We start from the raw sequence: 18,810 nt of genomic DNA, 5'->3' as shown, positions 1-18,810 counted from the left end.
CAGGGAGCCTGATATGTTAAAATTAAAAAGTGAGAGCAAATGGATCATTCATGAAACCGGCTTACAGAAGAGGGATAAGCGGATGAAAAAAACGATAGGCATGTTCGCCCACGTGGATGCGGGCAAGACCACGCTGGCGGAGCAATTGTTATATACGACCCATACGATTCAGGAGCGCGGCCGGGTGGATCACCAGAGCGCATATCTGGATCGACATGACATTGAAAAAGAACGGGGCATTACCGTATTTGCCGATCAGGCCACCATGCATTTTAACGGTTCCACGTATTATTTAATCGATACGCCGGGTCACGTCGACTTCTCGCCGGAAATGGAGCGGGCCATACAAGTCATGGATGCCGCCGTTGTCGTCATCAGCGCCGTGGAAGGTGTCGAGGGGCATACGGAGACGGTGTGGCAGTTACTGCGCAAGCATGGCGTGCCGACGTTCCTATTTATCAATAAAATCGACCGGGTAGGCGCAGACGTGCCGCGCGTGCTGGCGGAGATTCGCAGCGAGCTTGCCGAAGACGTCTGTTTGCTAACCGAGGAGGATGTGCTGCATGAAGGCCTGATGCAGTCTTCGCTCATTGAGTTTATTGCGGAGCGGAACGAGAAGCTGCTGGAGCTCTATATGGGAGAGGGATATGAGGCTTCGCGGTGGCTGGATGCGATGACCGCAATGGTGCGGAAGGGGGAGCTGTTTCCGTGCTTCAGCGGATCCGCCCTGCAGAACGTGGGCGTAACCCATTTCATGCATCAGTTGGATCTGCTGACGGTAACGGATTACGATCCCGAGGCGGCATTTGCCGGGAGGGCTTATAAGATTCGCCATGATGAACAGGGCGCCCGGCTGACCTATATCAAGGCCACTGGCGGCACGCTGCAGGTGCGGGATGAAATCACGTATGTCTCCGGAACGGAGACGATCACGGAAAAGGTGACGCATATCCGCTTGATCAATGGGGGACGGGCAACCCCTGTTGACCGTGTGCATGCGGGCGACCTGTTTGCGGTTACCGGCATTTCCGCTGCTGCGGCAGGAGTCGGGATGGGGGATCTTAGCGGCCGGACGGTATACGAGCTGGTGCCGACGCTGAAGTCCAAGGTGCAATTCGAGTCCTCGATTCATCCCAAGGATATGCTGCGCTGCTTCCGGCTGCTGGATGCGGAAGATCCTTCCCTGTCCGTGCAGTGGGACGAGCCGGCACAGGCGATTCATATTCATGTGATGGGCATCATTCAGCTTGAAGTGCTGGAACGAATCGTGTTTGAGCGGTTCGGTTACCGCATTGCGTTCGGCGAGCCGGAGATTTTATATAAAGAGACCATAACGGAGGCGGTTGTGGGAAGCGGCCATTTTGAACCGCTGAAGCATTACGCGGAGGTGCACCTCCGGCTGGAGCCGGGAGAGCGGAACAGCGGAATCTTGTTTGCCAATGCGTGCCATCCGGATATGCTGCCGGTTAATTATCAGCATCTGGTTGCCCAGCATGTTGGCGAGAGGGATCATCACGGGCTGCTTACAGGTTCGCCGGTCACTGATATGAAAATTACCCTGCTGAAGGGACGGGCGCACAACAAGCATACGCATGGCGGCGATTTCAGGGAAGCCACGTATCGCGCTTTGCGACAGGGGCTGGAGAAAACAACCAGTCTGCTGTTGGAGCCATACTATCATTTCAAGGTAAAGGTGGATGCCGAGTTTATCGGACGGTTAATGTCGGATTTGACCCAGGCCAAAGCAAGCTTCGATCCTCCGGAAACGGTGGGAGACAAGGTAACGGTCACGGGATCGGCACCCGTATCCACCATGATGAAATATGGAATGGAATTAGCGGCGTACACCAAAGGAAGAGGAACGATATCGCTGGTATACGGCGGATATGACCGGTGCCATAACGAGGCAGAGGTCATTGAACGCAAAGGATACGACAAGAACGCAGACCCGGAATACAGCTCCTCTTCGATATTCTGCGCCAAGGGCAGCGGTTATGCGGTGCCTTGGGATGAAGCGGATCGTCACATGCATGTGTGAAGCGGTGGAAGAGACCAAGTTGTTACGCAAGAGGTTCGCGGTTGTAAGGGAGACGAGGGATTCAATAAAGTGTGATTGAAGATAGCTGTGGGATTCGTGTATGTACATGCTGGTTCATGAAAAAGAGCTTCTCGGAAAGAACGTGGGAGAGGGTTTATTGATATCCGTAATGAATAACGCACGCGTCATATCAAAACTTAACGCGTGCGCATACGGGAGACATTTATGAAGAAAGAGAGCCTTTTTCTACAGGCTGCCCGCGAGACGGCCGCATCGTCCAATACGTAATGGCGGTCGTAATCAGCATTAAGACGCCTGTCATTAAGAATACCGAGTGAATATTAAAGATGCCGCTGATCATGCCGCCCGCGAGCGGCCCGGCCATTCCGCCGATTTGGTTGGCGGTTTGGTTGAGGCTGAACGCGCGCCCGCGGAATTCGCTAGGCGTATGTTTGACCACAAGGCCGTTGAGTGCCGGGAACACGGCACAAAAGAACGCGCCGTAAGCAAAGCGGATGGCCGAGAATGCCCAAATGTTGCTGAACAGGATCTGGGCGAGCGATCCGATTCCGCTGGCGAGCAGGCCGATCAGCAGCACCTTTTGGAACCCGATTTTATCGGCCAGGCGTCCCCAGCGGGCCGCAAACAGGATGCTGGCGATCCCGACGATGGAGAACACAAAGCCGGCAATCATCGAGGTATGCGATGAAGAGCCGCCGATCTGAGCGATATACAGCGGCAGTACGGGCTCGATCGTCATGACGGAGAACTGCGTCAGTACCGTAAGCATGAGCACGGTCATCAGCGCCTTGTTGTGTCCGGCGACCTTAAACGTGTTCATGACGGAGACGCGCTCTTTGCTGGGTACGAATTTCTCTTCTTTGACCCAGAATATGACGAGCAGCGTGGCTGCGAAGCACAGCATCCCTGCCAATCCGAATGCCATCCGGTTGCTGAACAGGGAGGCCAGGGTGCCTCCGATCATCGGGCCCATGATGCCGCCGGTTGCGGTGGCCGTGGACATCATGGAGAGGGCGTAGCCGACTTTTTTCTCGGGGGTATTGGTGCCTACGATCGCGATCGCGCCCGGAATAAAGCCGGAGAGCAGGCCTTGCAGCAGGCGGAGAATCAGCACTTGATACTCGTTCGTGACGAATGCCATCAGTACATAGATGACAAAGAGCACTAAGCCCGCGCGGATAATCATCGGTTTGCGTCCATATTTATCGCCGACGGCTCCCCAGAAGGGAGAGGACAAGGCGCCCGCAAAAAAAGCGGAACTGAACAGCAGTCCCGACCACAATTCCGTATGCTTGGTAACGCCGAGCTCAATCAGAAAAAGCGGGAGAAATGGTATGACCATCGAGAAGCTTGATGAAACGATAAATGAGCCGAACCATAGTATCCATAAATTCTTTTTCCAACTTTCCATGTCTTCTTCATCTCCTGATGTGCGATTTGTTGTACTCCTTCGAGCTTCGCCTCCTGTCTTTTTAAATAAGTAATGGTGTATGTATTACATGTATCAGAAATAAGAAAGTGTAAGCTTCATGGGCTTACCCGCCTTATTTTTGGAAGAACTGCTTCCTTTACATGTGGATCTTTCATTGGAGTAAGTACGTCGATAAACGTATGACTTTGCGGTCTCGATTGGTGTTCAGTCCATCCGTGCATCGGCTGAGGTCCCAACAGGGCAATCCGGATGCGGATAAAGCAAAACGCCCCCCCAATTTGGTAAACTGGAATCAACCAGACTACCGCACTAAAGCGAAAGGCGTGCAACTTCATCCTACACCACATGTTTTGGATTGGGAAGAGGCGGGGAATGGGGATAGAGCGGTCGGCGGCTCGTTTGGGGATGAGGCGGAACCGCCGGTTTATCGCATGAATAAAGGGCTTTCAGGATTCCATGAGACGTGGATGCAAGATCGTAAAAATTATTTTTTGGGGAGAACTGATATGAGAGAAACGCTGAAGGATCTATATTCGAATACGTTGTTCCAGCAAGTGACCGACCGGCTGAAGGAGGCTTATCCGGCATTCGATGCGGACCGGTTCATGACGCTGATTCATATTGAAGCCTGGGAGCAGGAGGAGTTCAAGCAGCGCATCCGGCATATTACACTGGCCTTAACGGACACGCTGCCTGCTTCTTACCGGGAAGCCGTCGGGATCCTGAAGCAGGTGGCTCCGCATTTCAGAGGCGTGGAATACGTGTTTTTTCCCGATTATGTCGAGGTGAACGGCATGGATGATCTGGAGACGTCGATGGAAGCTTTGGCGGTATTCACGCATTCTTCCACGGCGGAGTTTGCCGTCCGGCCTTTTATCATCCGGGACCAGGATGGGATGCTGGCCCAGATGATGGCATGGGCGCAGTCCGATGACGAGCATCTGCGCCGATTGGCGAGTGAAGGCTGCAGACCGCGCCTGCCTTGGGCGCCGCAGCTGCCGGCCCTGATCAAGGATCCGCGCCCGGCGCTGCCGATTCTGGAGCAGCTGAAAGAGGACTCCTCCTTGTATGTTAGAAAAAGCGTCGCCAATCACTTGAACGATATCTCCAAGGATCACCCGGAGCTAGTGCTGGAGATCGCAGCCAAATGGTATGGCCGCCATCCGCTAACGGATTGGATCGTACGTCATGCGCTGCGTTCGCTGCTGCGAAAAGGGGATATCCGGGCACTGGCTATTTTCGGATACGAGGAGCTTGAGAAGCTGGAAGGACTGGAGGTGCGCGAGCTGCGCATCAAACGTTCCGTGATTACGATGGGGGACGATTTGGAGTTCGCTTTTCAGTTAGTCAACGAAACCGGCTATCCGATGGCGCTCCGCATCGATTACGAGATCGATTATATGAAGGCAAGCGGCAAGCTTGCGCCGAAACGCTATAAATGCTCGGACAAGATTTATGCGCCGGGATGCTGGAAGGTGGAGAAGAAGCAATCGTTTAAGCCGATCTCCACCCGCCGTTTCTATTCCGGCGATCACCGCCTTCACATCGTCGTGAACGGCAAACGGTTGGCGAGCATGGATTTTGTGCTGGAGGGTGCTGAGTAAGGAGTAGGGGCGTTGTGCAGGACGATGTAGTGGCAAACCTGGGGGCAGGTCGTGCACAGACAAACCTGTAATGGAGGAATCCTGGAACCAGGTGACGGTACGGGACGATTCCGATCTAAAGTTTTGTACATCGTGTGCACTGCTCCCTGTGCGCACGGTGCGTGGTCGTTGGGACATTCTTGAATGGCTGTCGACCGCTGAGATGTTAAGGAGATTCTGACTACAGGATTTTGAAATCCCAATGCGGTATCCCTGTATAAAGGAAAGGGAAAGTAATCTCCTTAGGCAGAGAAAAGAGAGTGAAGAGCACTAGCCCCGCACGGTGATCATGCGCCAGTAACAGCCACAGAGGATAATGTGAGGCAAGCTTTCCGATGGAGGGCTTGTTTTTGTTATTGTACAAAACCGAGTGCCATGCGGATTATGGCAACACTATCAAATGTGTGGAAATCAAGTTAGCAGGTAGAAGAGAAGCCGGACTTTTGGTACACTAGATAAGTTGAAAAGCTTTCAAATGGTTTACAAACAATTGATATAGATGTCGGATGCCCTGTTCTATGAACATAGAGTATGGCTAGCAGGTTTCAATGGAAGAATAGTAGTACACAGCACGCCGGCTTGGACCGGTCTGGGAGGATATAGATGGACACGAAAGCACTACGAAGAGAAGACGTGGAGCTGCTGGCGCCGGCAGGGGATTGGGATTGCATGCGGGCCGCGGTGGCGAACGGGGCGGACGCGATCTTTTTTGGGGTCGAAAAATTTAATGCGCGCGCACGGGCGAACAATTTCCGGATGGACGAGCTGTCCGAAATTATGGCCTTTTTGCACAGTTATGGGGTTAAGGGGTTCCTGACCTTCAATATACTCGTGTTCGAGAACGAACTGGAGGATGCCAAGGAGCTGATCGATGCCTGCGTGGATGCCGGCGTGGACGCGGTGATCGTGCAGGATCTGGGTCTGGTGAAAATGATTCGCGAGATTTCTCCGGATTTCCCGATCCACGGCTCAACGCAGATGACGATTACGTCGCCGGAGGCCGTCGAGTTTACGAAGCCGTTTAACATGGAACGCGTTGTTCTAGGACGCGAGAACAATCTGAAGCAAATCCAGAAGATCGGGGAGCAGGCGAAGCTGCCGATGGAGGTATTCGTGCACGGTGCGCTATGCGTATCCTACTCGGGCCAATGCCTCACTTCCGAAATGTGGGGCGGCCGGTCCGCCAATCGCGGAGAGTGCGCGCAGGCCTGCCGTCTGCCGTACGATCTGATCGTGGATGGCGAGCAGAAGCCGATGGGCGACGTTGCCTACTTGCTCTCGCCAAAAGATCTTGCCGCGATCGATCTGATGCCGGAGCTGATTGAAGCGGGCGTCACCTCGTTCAAGATCGAGGGCCGTTTGAAGAGCCCGGAATACGTGGCTAACGTCGTGAGCAAGTACCGGAAGGCGATCGATCGGTATTTTGACGGCGAGGATGCGAGACCGAGCAAGGAAGAGGTGCGTGAGCTGCAGCAGAGCTTCTCCCGCGGCTTCACCCATGGTTTCCTGGATGGAACGAACAATAAAAAGCTGGTCGAAGGCACGTTCCCGAAAAGCCGCGGCGTGTACCTCGGCCGGGTGGAGCAGATTCTGCGCGACGGCGTCGTCTGCAAGCTGGATGCGCCGCTGAAGCGCGGGGACGGTATCGTGTTTGATGCCGGCGACCCAACGAAAAAAGAAGAAGGCGGTCGCGTCTACGACGTGCGCCGCAAAGGCGTCAAGCTGGAGGGCGAGGCGCAGGAAGGCTGGATCGTCGATATCGTTCCCGGCCGGAGCGACGTGGACCTGCGCAAGCTGCACGTTGGCGACCGGATCTGGAAGACGAACGATCCGGCGCTGGATAAGCGCCTCCGTCAGACGTACGAGACGGAGAAGCCGTACCGGGTATTCCCGGTACATGTGCGCGTCAGCGGCCGTCCCGGACAGCCGCTGTCGACCTGGTGGACCGATGTGCAGAAGGGCACGACGGTCCAGGTGGATTCGGAGCTGGAACTGGAGATCGCCCAGAAGCGGCCGCTCACCCAGGAGATCCTGGAGGAGCAGCTTGGCCGCCTGGGCGGAACGGTGTTCCAGCTTGAGGCACTCGACGTCGACCTGTATGGCGACGTCATCGTGCCGATTCGCGAGCTCAACAGCATCCGCCGCCGTGCGGTGGAGCTGCTCGCCGGCGAGCGGCCGAAGCCGCCCGTGTACGTGAAACGGGCGGTGTCGGTGTATGGCGATGCGGCTGCGCCCGCAGCGCCCGTGGCCCGCGGTGAGGCGAAGCTCACCGCGTTGTGCCGCAGCCTCCCGCAGGTTGAGGCTGCACTTGCGGCCGGCGTCGAGATGATTTACGCCGACTTCGAGTTCATCAAGCAGTTCCCGGCAGCGGTGGAAGCCGTGCGTGCAGCCGGCAAGCAGATTGCGCTGGCAACGCCGCGCATTCACATGCCGGGCGAGAACGGCTACCACAACAACATTCTGCGCCTCCAGCCGGATGCCGTGCTGGTGCGCAACACCGGTGCGCTGTATTTCTACCTGCGCCACCGGATGGAGAACCCGGGGGCGAAGCATCCCCGGCTGATCGGCGACTTCTCTCTGAACATTGCCAACCACAAGGCGGTTGACCTGTTCGTCGAAGCCGGATGCGACGCCGTCACGCCTTCCTATGATCTGAACATCCAGCAGATGGTGGATCTTCTCGGGAAGGCCGACACATCCAAGATGGAGATCGTCATCCATCAGCATCTGCCGATGTTCCATACGGAGCACTGCGTGTACTGTACCTTCCTCAGCGAAGGAACGGACTTCACGAACTGCGGTCGTCCGTGCGAAGAGAGCCGCGTCTCCCTGCAGGACCGGATCGGAATGTCCCACCCGGTACGGGTCGACGAAGGCTGCCGGAACACCGTGTACAACGCCATCGAGCAATCCGGCGCCGAGTACCTGGCCAACTTCATGGAGCTGGGCGTATCCAGCTACCGCGTAGAGTTTCTCGAGGAAACGCCGGAGCAAGTCCACGAGGTCATCGATCTCTACAACCGCGCCTTGCGCGGCGAGATCAGCGGCACCCAGGTGTGGAAGAAGCTGAAGGCGACCAACCAGCTTGGTGTAACGCGGGGGCAGTTGGTGAAGTAAGGAAGCAGCACGCGGATTGCGTTTATGCCGAGATAATATGAAGGAGTGATGCCAAGTTAGGCATCACTCCTTTTTGCGTCGGAACGCTTCGTTTCAGCTCGTTCATGGCGGTGCTTGGATCGGTAATGGAATAGAAATCCGACGTTCGGCTCGACGATCCACCCGAAGCCGCGTTTGATCCAGGACGAGGATAGCAGCCAGGTCAAGAGTGCTCCGAGCAGAATCAGCAGCAGCTTGCCTCCCGTGGACCGGAACGCTTCGAACCAGCTCAGATGCTGCATCGTTTTGACGATGAACCCGTGAAGCAAAAAGACGTACATGGTATTCACCCCACGGTCCGTGAAGGGCGTATCCGACCTCGGAATGAGGGAGAGGACGCATAGTCCCATGATGACGGTGAAGGCGTAGGTGATCATACGGTAGAGGCCTGCATACCACGAGTCCAAGCCAAACTCCAGGTAAGGCATCGCCCCGTAGAACCAGTTAGTTGGCAGGATCGGCGATATGACGTACAGCAAGACAAATCCGGCGGAGAGCAGGATGATCGATAGCAGTTGAAATGGCCGGGCCTTGATAATATCCAGCCATTCCCTTTTGAAAACATATCCGATGAGAAAAAAGGGCAGGAAGTACAGTGTGCGCGAAATGCTTGCATAATAGTCGACATCGATCGAGTACCCGAGCATGATGGACATCGCGAAACAGACGACGAGCGGGTATTTGAGCATCAGCAGGTACGGCAGAAGCATTTTCCACAGCATCATGCTGAACAGGAACCACAGGATCCAATTGGGGTAAAAGTACGTGAAGTCGAACCGATCCAAGCCTTGCATGTAGTAGTCGAACAGGGTATAGAGCGTCTCGAATATGAAATACGGCACGACCAGTCCCGACAGCAGGCCGACGTATTGTTTGGGAGATTGAATGCATTTGGCAAAATAACCGACCGCAAAAATAAACAACGGCATATGAAACGAGTAAATGAACTGATAGATCGCTCCCATCGCTGCTTCGCCGTTAAACGGCTCGATGAGATGCCCCACGACCACCAACAGGATCAGTATGAATTTGAGATTATCGAAATAGGCGTCTCTCTCTTTCATCAGCAACCAGCTCCTTTGGCTTTTTGGTCCATCGAAGTTTCGTACTAGTATATCGGAGGGATCTCGGTCATTTCCATGGATAAAAATGGATTTAGTTATCTGGAGTTATCGGATTCAGCTTGTGAAAGCAGTGCCGACAACCGATAAAAGACCGAGGGAGTCATTCTGGGCTGCTCGAAATACGACTTAAGATGGGAGAGATATTTAGCATGACCACGACCATACAAAGGGGCATTGCTTTCATGCTGCTGTGCTCCATGCTCATCGTTTTTCGACTACAACGAGTCGCTACTGGCCTTTACGCTGAGCTGTTTGCTTTTGATAGAAAACCGATTTTAATGTCGAATGACAAATCAGAACATGTTACAATGGCATCATTCGGGAAAATGCGGAAATGGAGACGATAGTTAGAAATGAATATTCGTAAAGCGATCATACCAGCAGCGGGGCTTGGCACGCGGTTCCTGCCAGCTACAAAAGCGATGCCGAAAGAGATGCTTCCCATTGTGGACAAACCTACCATCCAATACATCATCGAGGAAGCGGTAGCCTCCGGCATTGAGGATATTATTATCGTCACGGGTAAAGGGAAACGGGCGATCGAGGATCACTTTGATTCCTCATTTGAACTCGAACATAATCTGGCTGAGAAGGGGAAGTGGGGGCTTCTAGAAGAGGTGCGGAAGCCATCGGACATGGCCGATATCCATTATATCCGGCAGAAGGAGCCCAAAGGTCTGGGACATGCTATATGGTGTGCGCGCAAGTTCATCGGGGACGAGCCGTTTGCCGTGCTGCTCGGTGACGATATTGTAGAGTCTGAGGTCCCTTGCCTGAAGCAGATGATGAAAGTGTACGATACCTATCAATCTGCCATTGTAGGCGTTCAGCCCGTTGATTGGAACGAAGTCGATCGTTACGGAATCATAGATGGATTCCAGAAATCAGAACGTATCTATGAAACATCGAGACTCGTTGAAAAACCTTCTCGAGATGAGGCACCCTCCAATTTGGCCATAATGGGGCGTTATATTTTACCATCGGTAATTTTTGATTTACTAAAGGATCAAGAAGCTGGCAAGAATGGTGAGATCCAGCTGACCGATGCTCTGTCTGTACTAGCCCGCCGGAGTCCGATTGTAGCATACAATTTTGAAGGTATACGTCATGATGTCGGGGAGAAAATGGGCTTTATTCAGACTAGTATTCACTATGCGCTACAGCGAGAGGAATTACGAGAGGACTTATTAGCTTATATGAGTAAAGTAGTGGAGAAAGTGAGATAGTCTTATAGGAGTCAAAAAAATAGCGGGTGTGTTCGGTAGGTCAACATCTACCGAACACACCCGCTATTTTACTTAGAATTGAAGATTTGACAGTTGCTTGACGTTTTGCTCAGCATTCGGATCAACTTTTTTTAACTTCTCAAGCAGAACTTCATCGTCATGGCCTTGCTTCTGGAGCGCAGCGAGGTACCATCTGGCGATCTCTTGAGTAGATGACTGTGATAGGTCATCCAGGATGCCTATCTTGAGGGCGTTGGCCGCCTGCTCTGGCTGATTCATCATGTAATACATTTTGCCTGCATGGAGGATCATGTCCGGCGTATTTTCAAAAGGATTCCCCTGGAGTTGTTCTTCTGGCAACGTCTTTAGGTGCTGAATGCCTTCTTGGACTTTGGCGAAAGCATTGGTTGCGTTCATAAAGTACTCGTCTTTTTTAATGGTATCGCCAGTTCCAAGGGCTTTCATGCCGAGTTCATACCCGTGCAGTATGATGTCCTTGTGCCATTCAATGTCCCAGTTAAATTTATACGCATTCTGGATCAGAACCTCGTATGCTTGCTCCGGCTGCTGTTTAATTCCATATAAATTTATTAAGCTTCGCAGCATTAGTTTGTTATAAGGTTCGTCTTTTAGTGCTTTTTTAAGTAAATCAACTGATGCATTATAGAAGCCTTCGTCTTGGTTTTGCTGATAAACCGTTTGATAGAGCGATGATAGGAGCAGAACAGAGTCTGGATGACTCGAACGGATACTAAGATCTTTATCCAGAGGAGCTTTGATCTCTTCATAAGAGGTACTCACCTGGATGACCCTGCGAGCCTCCGTAGCTGCATCGGCAGCTTGAACATATCGAATCGAAGTAATCAAGACAAGAACAGCACTGAGACCAACCACAACGCTATAAGCGCCTCTAGCAGTGGAATCTTTTATATTCCATTTGTTAACCGGTCTATGCTCCATCGCGGCAGCCATACCGCCAAGCCCAAGGAAAACTAAGATCCCCATGAACACGTAACTCATGTTAAAGTCCAAAATACTATGAATCAAAATGGAAAGGACGATGATGAGATAAAGGAAGTGACTATTACGTTCGTCTTCATTCCCTTTGATATAACCGCGAATATACTTGTAGAAAATATACAGGATAAACGACATGAATATCACAAATCCGACAATTCCGACCTCAATTAAGTACTGCAAAAAGAAGTTATGTGCTTGACGGCTTGTATAAGGGTTGTTCTGATACTGCTCATAGAGTGAAGCCCATGCCCCGCCTCCGGCTCCGATGATCGGGTAGTCTGCCAGAACCTTCATGGCATCTTTATAGAATGTAAAGCGTTCCAGAACACTGTGCTGATTAAAGTTAATATTTTCGAGTCGGACGCTGATGTTTTGCGGAAGTATATTTTTTAATCCGGTACCGATGAATAGGAAGATCAGCAAGCTTCCAATTGCAACGGAACCGAGTGGAATCCATAAGTTGGAGGTTTTTTTAGCCGACCAATTGTCTAAAGACCGTCCAAGTTTGGGAGCAACAAAACTTTGTATAACCCATCCGAGAATTCCTACAATAGCGGAAGCACCAAGCAAAATGCCCCATCCCTTAAGGGCTCCAGTGCTGCTAAAGGCTTCATTTAACTTCAACCCCAGCTCTGTTACCGGTTTGGAAATGATCAGTGAAGTTACGCCTGCTATACCGCAGTACAAGATCCACAATAATTGTTTAGCTGGCTTCAGGAATAGGAGCAACAAAACAAATACAACAGGTAACATCACCAGACCGCCCCGAGACAGTGTCAAGAGCAGCGATACGATGATAGGTACCAACATGAAGCTATGAAAGGCCTGCCCGTACCATTTTCGTGATGTCGTAATGAAAAAGACCGCTGCGAAAAGGAATGCCATGAGAAAAGCGGCATAAGTATTCGCGTACTGGAACACCGAAGTCAGACGCAGACCGTTAGAGTCAGTCATGACGGCATGGGTGTACGTGCCATTTAAAACGGTATTGGAAAACCATTTTGCAATGGCGCCCGCCATCTTGCCTTGGCCAAACCAGTTGAGTAAGCCAAATCCCACGATAAGATAAGAAACCGTCATAATCGTGATTTGAATGATTCGATTCCCCAAATTCTCGCGTAACACGTATAATCCGATGATAAACATAATGGCGTAGATACAATTAATGATGACCATATTCATGGCAAGAACATGAGAAGCAGCGCTAATGAGCGAAAGTATGTAAGTTGCGGGGAGTAAAAGCACACCCACGGCGAGCCAATCTCTTTGATCTTTTAGTTGGATGCTTTTATAGGAATGAGCAATCCAAAGAAGTATCAATAGACATGCTAAGATGGCAGCCCAGAAAATAGGTTTCTCAAATACTAACATTTGTCCGTTAAATAGAGCGGTTTGGAATGGTGTCCAAAACAGAAATAAGATAATTCCTGATATTAATACCCAAAACAAAGCTGGCTTCTTTCCTTCTATCCTCGACTCAGCGGCTTTTTTACCGTATACTGGATTCGACAACGTATTTAGCTCCTTTTCTTGTAGATACGACAATATTTTAGCATAATGAGGGGAATGGGGCTAGATTCCTGTTCTACGTATATTTGTTATCCGGTGGTGTTGTATATTAAAAAAGTAATATATCAATTTACATATAAGTTAGCAGTATTAACAAAGCCTCTTATAACTCGCTTGTTATCTCCCGGCTTTAGGCAAAGGGTAAAAAGGGCGCTTTTGAAGAAAGCTTATCCTCTAGAAAAGAGTCAAGATCAAAGTTACAGCAATAACCTGGAAAAGGGTGTTAATCTACTGGGCTATTCACGAGCGGAGATGGGGATTGGAGAATCATGTCGAATAGCTGCTAATAGTATGGATTCCGCGGGTATCCCTTTTGGAATTATTAATTTCAAGGGCACGAATAGTGCTAGAATGTCTGACCTTACATGGTCGTCGAAGGAAATTGGAGAACCTAAATACAACATTAATGTATTTCATATTAATGCCGAACAAATGTTGGAGGTCTACGCTCAGTATGGAAATTCGTTGTTCCAAAATCGATATAATATCGGTTTTTGGCACTGGGAGTTACCGGATTTTCCAGATGAATGGTTAGAGGCTTTTGAACTTGTTGATGAAATCTGGGTTCCTTCTACATTTGTGGCTGATTCAATAGCTATGAAAAGTCCAGTGCCTGTGGTGAAAATACCACATTCTATTCAGGTTAATATAAATGAAGTTCGTGGCAGGGAGTTTTTTGGTTTGCCAGATGGAGTCTTCCTGTTTCTATCTATGTATGATGTTAAGAGTTATCAAGAACGTAAGAACCCCAAAGCCTCGATCGAAGCATTTAAAAAAGCGTTTAAGCCTGAAGATAGCTCTGTTGGATTGGTTTTGAAGGTGAACTCTTATAATAGTAGCAAAACTGAACTAGACGAGCTTGATGAACTTATTAGTGATTATCAAAATATTTATCTTATAAAGGATACTATTAGCCGCAATGATATAAATGCTTTGATTTCAATTATAGATTGTTTTATATCCCTTCATCGAAGCGAGGGATTCGGATTAGGACTTGCTGAAGCAATGTTTTTGGGCAAACCGGTAATTGGAACAAATTGGTCTTCAAACACTGATTTTATGAATACCAGCAATTCGTGTCTAGTTGATTATCACATAGTTCAAGTAGGAAAGGATTATGGGCCTTATAAGGCTTATCAATCGTGGGCAGATCCGGATTTAACACATGCAGCTTTTTTTATGAAGAAGCTTGTTACAGATACTAGCTATTACAATCATATTGCCGAAAAAGGTAGAGAATATATAAGAACCAACTATTCTCCCGAAGAAGTCGGACAATTAATCAACAGACGTCTAGACTATATTTATAAATGGAAATTCGGAGGGTAACATGACAATTACTTGTGTATTGATGGCTGGTGGAAAAGGTGAGAGGTTTTGGCCAAAAAGCCGCACTAATCTTCCTAAACAATTTCTAAATATCTCAGGCAATAAATCAATGATTCAGCAGTCAATAGAGCGATTAGAAAAGTTAGTTAATATTACTCAGGTATTTGTTGTTACAAATGGACTTTATGCAGAATTAATCAAAGCTCAAGTACCTCATTTGCCGCATGATAATATAATTATTGAACCCGTTGGCAGAAATACTGCACCATGTATCGGGCTGGCTTCGATCATAATCGAAGAGAGGTTTCCAGATAGTACGATGGTGGTTCTGCCTTCTGATCATATTATCCAGAATGAAGAGGGATTTATTAAAATACTTAATACAGGTATTGAGGCAGCTCAGGATGATAAGAGTTTGGTGACTTTGGGGATACAACCGTTGTATCCTGAAACGGGTTATGGGTATATTGAGGGCACAGATGAAAAATTATTGATTAATGAACTAGAAGTATATAAAGTTAACAAGTTTGTAGAGAAACCTGATTATAAAACTGCTGAGTACTATTTAGCATCGGGGAATTTCTACTGGAATAGTGGGATTTTCATCTGGAGAACAAAGGTAATCAGGAACTATTTCAAAATTTTGATGCCAGAAGTTCATGATTTGTTAGAAACAATGAAAGTTGCTTTTAAATTTTCGAATCGGAATGAGATAATAGAAAGTGAATTCATAAAAATGCCTGATCAATCTATTGATTATGGTATTATGGAAAAAGTGAGTGATATATTTGTCATTCCATGTGTTTTTGGCTGGGATGATGTCGGAAGCTGGACTGCTCTTGAACGAATAAATGATCTGGATGAACACGGAAATGTTATTAAAGGTAATATTTTAAATCTGGACACCAAGAGATGTATTATCGAGAGTAATGGCAAGTTGATTGCAACATTAGGCATTGAAGACCTAATCGTTGTAGATACAGAAGATGTCACTCTTATATGTGCCAAGGATAAGGCACAGGAAGTAAAGATGTTATTAAAAGAGTTGAGAATGCAAAAACTTGAGCAGTATCTATAATGTTTTTACATTTAAATATTTAAAGAGAATAAGGAGATTATGACAATGACTAAAAGTGCACTAGTTACAGGGATTACAGGACAGGATGGGTCCTATCTGGCAGATTTGTTACTTGAAAAGGGATATAAGGTTTATGGATTACGACGTAGAACGAGTACACCCGTTATGGATAATATAGAACACATTAAGAATGAAATTGAATTTATTGAAGGAGATTTGCTCGATCATGGTTCGTTAGTGAACGCAATAAAAATCTCGAATCCTGATGAAGTCTACAATCTTGCTGCGCAATCATTCGTAGGTACATCCTGGGACCAGCCTTCTCTGACTGGTCAGATTACAGGAATCGGTGTAACAAATTTATTGGAGGCTGTACGATCAAGAAAACCTGAAGCTAAATTTTATCAGGCATCAAGTAGTGAGATGTTCGGTAAAGTAGTGGAAACACCACAAAAAGAGTCTACACCATTTTATCCCAGAAGCCCATATGGTGTTGCCAAAGTTTATGGCCATTGGATTACTGTAAATTACAGAGAAAGCTATGACCTATATGCTTGCTCAGGTATTCTTTTTAATCATGAATCACCTCGGCGCGGTATCGAATTCGTTACTCGAAAAGTTACAACGGCTGCTGCCAGAATAAAACTAGGACTACAAAGAGAACTCAGAATGGGGAATTTAGATGCCAAGCGGGATTGGGGCTTTGCGGGCGATTATGTTAAGGCTATGTGGTTGATGCTTCAACAAGATAAACCTGAAGATTTCGTAATCTCGACAGGTGAGACTCACACCGTCGAGGAGTTGGTTGAAGTTGCGTTTGGCCATGTAGGTTTGAACTGGAGAGATTATGTGGTCATAGATCCTAAATTTGTGCGTCCTGCAGAAGTTGACTTGCTCTTAGGAGACTGCTCGAAGGCGAAAGAAAAGTTAGGCTGGGAGCTTGAGGTTGGATTTGAAGAACTAGTTAAAATGATGGTAGAAAGTGATTTGGCTCTTCAATCAAAAATAAAATAATTTAAGTTGGCAGTTTTGTGAAAAGTGAGCAAGCCGCAATGTATACTTTACATTCGCGACTTGCTTAATCCATTTTAGGCGATTTTCTAATAGGTGGTAATAGTATATATGATCAATGAGCTTAGAGACATTTACATGTATAGGCAAATGTTGATTAGCATTGTCAGGAAAGACTTGCGATCACGTTATAAGGGGTCCTTTATGGGTTTTCTATGGACATTTATAAACCCATTACTTCAATTAACCATATATTCGATAGTATTTCCGTATTTATTAAGATTTAACCAAGAGAATTACCCTATGTTTTTATTCGTAGCGTTGTTACCATGGATTTTCTTTTCATCATCATTACAGGGTGCCACTACCAGCATTGTTGGTGGGGCCAATCTAGTGAAAAAAATATACTTTCCTCGGTCAATACTACCTTTATCAGTAGTTTGTACTAATTTGATGAATTATATCTATGGGTTAGTAATAGTTTTCCCTGCTCTTTTATTAACTGGTGTAAGTTTAACTTATAATGTTTTATGGCTTCCTATCGTATTAATAATCATGTTTATTTTCACTCTCGGTCTTTCAATGCTTATGTCTGCATTATATGTGAGATTTAGAGATCTTGAGCATATCGTAGGCATATTGGTAATGGTCTGGTTCTATTTGACCCCCATTGTTTTTAGTATCGATATTTTTCCTAAGCACATTGCTGATCTTATTAGCTACAACCCAATGGTACCAGTAATTAATGCTTTTAGGGATATTTTATTATATGGTAATGCCCCTGATTGGTTTTCATTATCCTATTCTTTTATTGTAGGGATTGTGGTTCTAATAGTTGGAACCTTTATATTCCGTAAATTTGAAAGAACTTTTGCGGAGGAACTTTAATTATGCAGGATCAAATTGCTATCTCAATTAGAAGTGTTAGTAAGGGCTTTAAAATATATCAAGATAAACCGCTTACTCTTAAAGAAAAATTATTAAAGCTTAGAAGTAACGAGTTTAACATATTTAAAGCAGTTAATGGAGTTAGTCTAGATATTAAAAAGGGAGAGACGGTGGCTTTAATCGGTCATAACGGTTGTGGGAAGAGTACTCTGTTAAAGCTTATAACAAAAATACTTTATCCTGATGATGGGGAAATAGTTGTAAATGGCAGAATATCTAGCCTTATAGAACTTGGAGCAGGTTTTCATCCCGACTTTACGGGGCGCGAAAACATCTATACAAATGCTTCAATATTTGGGTTGTCTCGTAAAGAAATTGATAGAAAATTAGATGAAATAATTCGATTTTCTGAATTGGGAGATTTTATAGATAATCCTGTTAGAACTTACTCTTCTGGTATGTACATGAGACTTGCTTTTTCAGTCGCAATAAATGTAGATCCAGAAATTTTACTGATAGATGAGATATTATCGGTAGGGGATGCAAACTTTCAGAAGAAGTGTTTCGATAAAATTGAAGGTTTTAAGAATAGCGGAAGTACGATTGTTATTGTAACGCATGATTTAGGGACAGTTGAGAAAATATGCGATAGAGTAATCTGGTTAGATAAAGGAACTATTGTAAAACAAGGAGAGCCAGATCGAGTTGTGAATTTTTACCAACAACATATGAATAAAGAGTTCATAAAGCAACGTCATATTGAATTTGTTGAAGATAAAGATGGAGAAAATGCTGAGAGCTCAATAGTTAGCAACAACAATGAAAATATATTCTCGGAAGATATAAGATGGGGGTCAAGAGAGGTCGAGATTACCGGAGCCAGAATAATCAACAGAAATGGTGAAGAAACGAATATTGTTACCGGAGGAGATCAGATAACAATCGAAATTGATTATTTTGTACACAAGGCTCAAGAAGAATATATATTTGGTATGGGCTTCTATAGTATAGAGAATATTTTGGTGTATGGAAGCAATACACGTTTGGATAAGATCAAGTTAAAAGAAATTAAAAAAACAGGAACAATGAAATTTATAATCCCCCAATGTGAATTACTCACTGGTAAATACAGATTAAATGTCGCAATAGTAGATGGTGACGAGATGGCGCTGGATTTTATAAAATATTATTTGGATTTTGAAGTGGTTTCGGACATCAAAGCTGTTGGTCTGATGAATGTTAGACATTACTGGGAAATATAGTTTTTATAAAATT

General features: G+C 47.1%; 12 protein-coding genes. 9 read left to right on the top strand and 3 right to left on the bottom strand.

Annotated elements, in window-relative coordinates; all coding sequences use genetic code 11:
• Positions 1-82: 82 nt before the first annotated feature.
• Entirely contained in the window at positions 83-2,038 is a 1,956-nt protein-coding gene (locus tag MHH82_RS29870; RefSeq protein ID WP_251501474.1) for a GTP-binding protein, read from the top strand.
• Positions 2,039-2,261: 223 nt separating this feature from the next.
• On the opposite strand, the gene MHH82_RS29865 is transcribed toward MHH82_RS29870, so the two are convergent.
• Positions 2,262-3,470: an MFS transporter gene (locus MHH82_RS29865; protein ID WP_090909955.1), complete on the bottom strand. Its 1,209-nt coding sequence runs from the start codon at positions 3,468-3,470 to the stop codon at positions 2,262-2,264.
• Positions 3,471-3,997: 527 nt separating this feature from the next.
• Between MHH82_RS29865 and MHH82_RS29860 the strand changes: the two genes are divergently transcribed.
• Positions 3,998-5,095 (top strand): DNA alkylation repair protein, encoded by a 1,098-nt coding sequence (locus MHH82_RS29860; RefSeq protein WP_340969150.1) that lies wholly within the window; start codon positions 3,998-4,000, stop codon positions 5,093-5,095.
• Between the two features lie 642 nt (positions 5,096-5,737).
• Positions 5,738-8,251 (top strand): U32 family peptidase, encoded by a 2,514-nt coding sequence (locus MHH82_RS29855; RefSeq protein WP_340969149.1) that lies wholly within the window; start codon positions 5,738-5,740, stop codon positions 8,249-8,251.
• A gap of 56 nt (positions 8,252-8,307) precedes the next feature.
• Here MHH82_RS29855 and MHH82_RS29850 read toward each other — a convergent pair whose 3' ends face one another.
• Complete coding sequence (locus MHH82_RS29850; protein ID WP_340969148.1) at positions 8,308-9,354, bottom strand: acyltransferase family protein; 1,047 nt, start codon at positions 9,352-9,354, stop codon at positions 8,308-8,310.
• 413 nt (positions 9,355-9,767) lie between these two features.
• Here MHH82_RS29850 and galU point away from each other — a divergent pair, with 413 nt between their 5' ends.
• The gene (galU, locus tag MHH82_RS29845) at positions 9,768-10,640 is read left to right on the top strand and encodes a UTP--glucose-1-phosphate uridylyltransferase GalU (RefSeq protein WP_340969147.1); all 873 of its coding nucleotides are present in this window, start codon (positions 9,768-9,770) and stop codon (positions 10,638-10,640) included.
• A gap of 72 nt (positions 10,641-10,712) precedes the next feature.
• Here galU and MHH82_RS29840 read toward each other — a convergent pair whose 3' ends face one another.
• Entirely contained in the window at positions 10,713-13,172 is a 2,460-nt protein-coding gene (locus MHH82_RS29840; protein ID WP_340969145.1) for an O-antigen ligase family protein, read from the bottom strand.
• A gap of 213 nt (positions 13,173-13,385) precedes the next feature.
• Here MHH82_RS29840 and MHH82_RS29835 point away from each other — a divergent pair, with 213 nt between their 5' ends.
• The 5 genes from MHH82_RS29835 (at position 13,386) to MHH82_RS29815 (ending at position 18,797) form a co-directional block, all read left to right on the top strand.
• Positions 13,386-14,558, top strand: a complete 1,173-nt coding sequence (locus MHH82_RS29835; protein WP_445661983.1) for a glycosyltransferase family 4 protein — start codon at positions 13,386-13,388, stop codon at positions 14,556-14,558.
• A gap of 1 nt (position 14,559) precedes the next feature.
• Positions 14,560-15,636 carry a mannose-1-phosphate guanylyltransferase gene (locus MHH82_RS29830; RefSeq protein WP_340969142.1) on the top strand — a complete coding sequence of 359 codons (1,077 nt, stop codon included), beginning with the start codon at positions 14,560-14,562 and terminating at the stop codon, positions 15,634-15,636.
• A 45-nt stretch (positions 15,637-15,681) separates the two neighbouring features.
• On the top strand, positions 15,682-16,650 hold the full coding sequence (gmd, locus tag MHH82_RS29825) for a GDP-mannose 4,6-dehydratase (RefSeq protein ID WP_340969140.1): 969 nt from the start codon (positions 15,682-15,684) through the stop codon (positions 16,648-16,650).
• A gap of 108 nt (positions 16,651-16,758) precedes the next feature.
• Entirely contained in the window at positions 16,759-17,535 is a 777-nt protein-coding gene (locus MHH82_RS29820) for an ABC transporter permease (protein WP_340969139.1), read from the top strand.
• Between the two features lie 2 nt (positions 17,536-17,537).
• Positions 17,538-18,797 (top strand): ABC transporter ATP-binding protein, encoded by a 1,260-nt coding sequence (locus MHH82_RS29815; protein WP_340969138.1) that lies wholly within the window; start codon positions 17,538-17,540, stop codon positions 18,795-18,797.
• Positions 18,798-18,810: the final 13 nt, after the last annotated feature.

The sequence above is a fragment of the Bacillus sp. FSL K6-6540 genome (assembly GCF_038007545.1).
The sequence above is the reverse complement of the archived record's forward strand: the minus strand, read 5'-3'. Positions and strand labels throughout refer to the sequence as shown.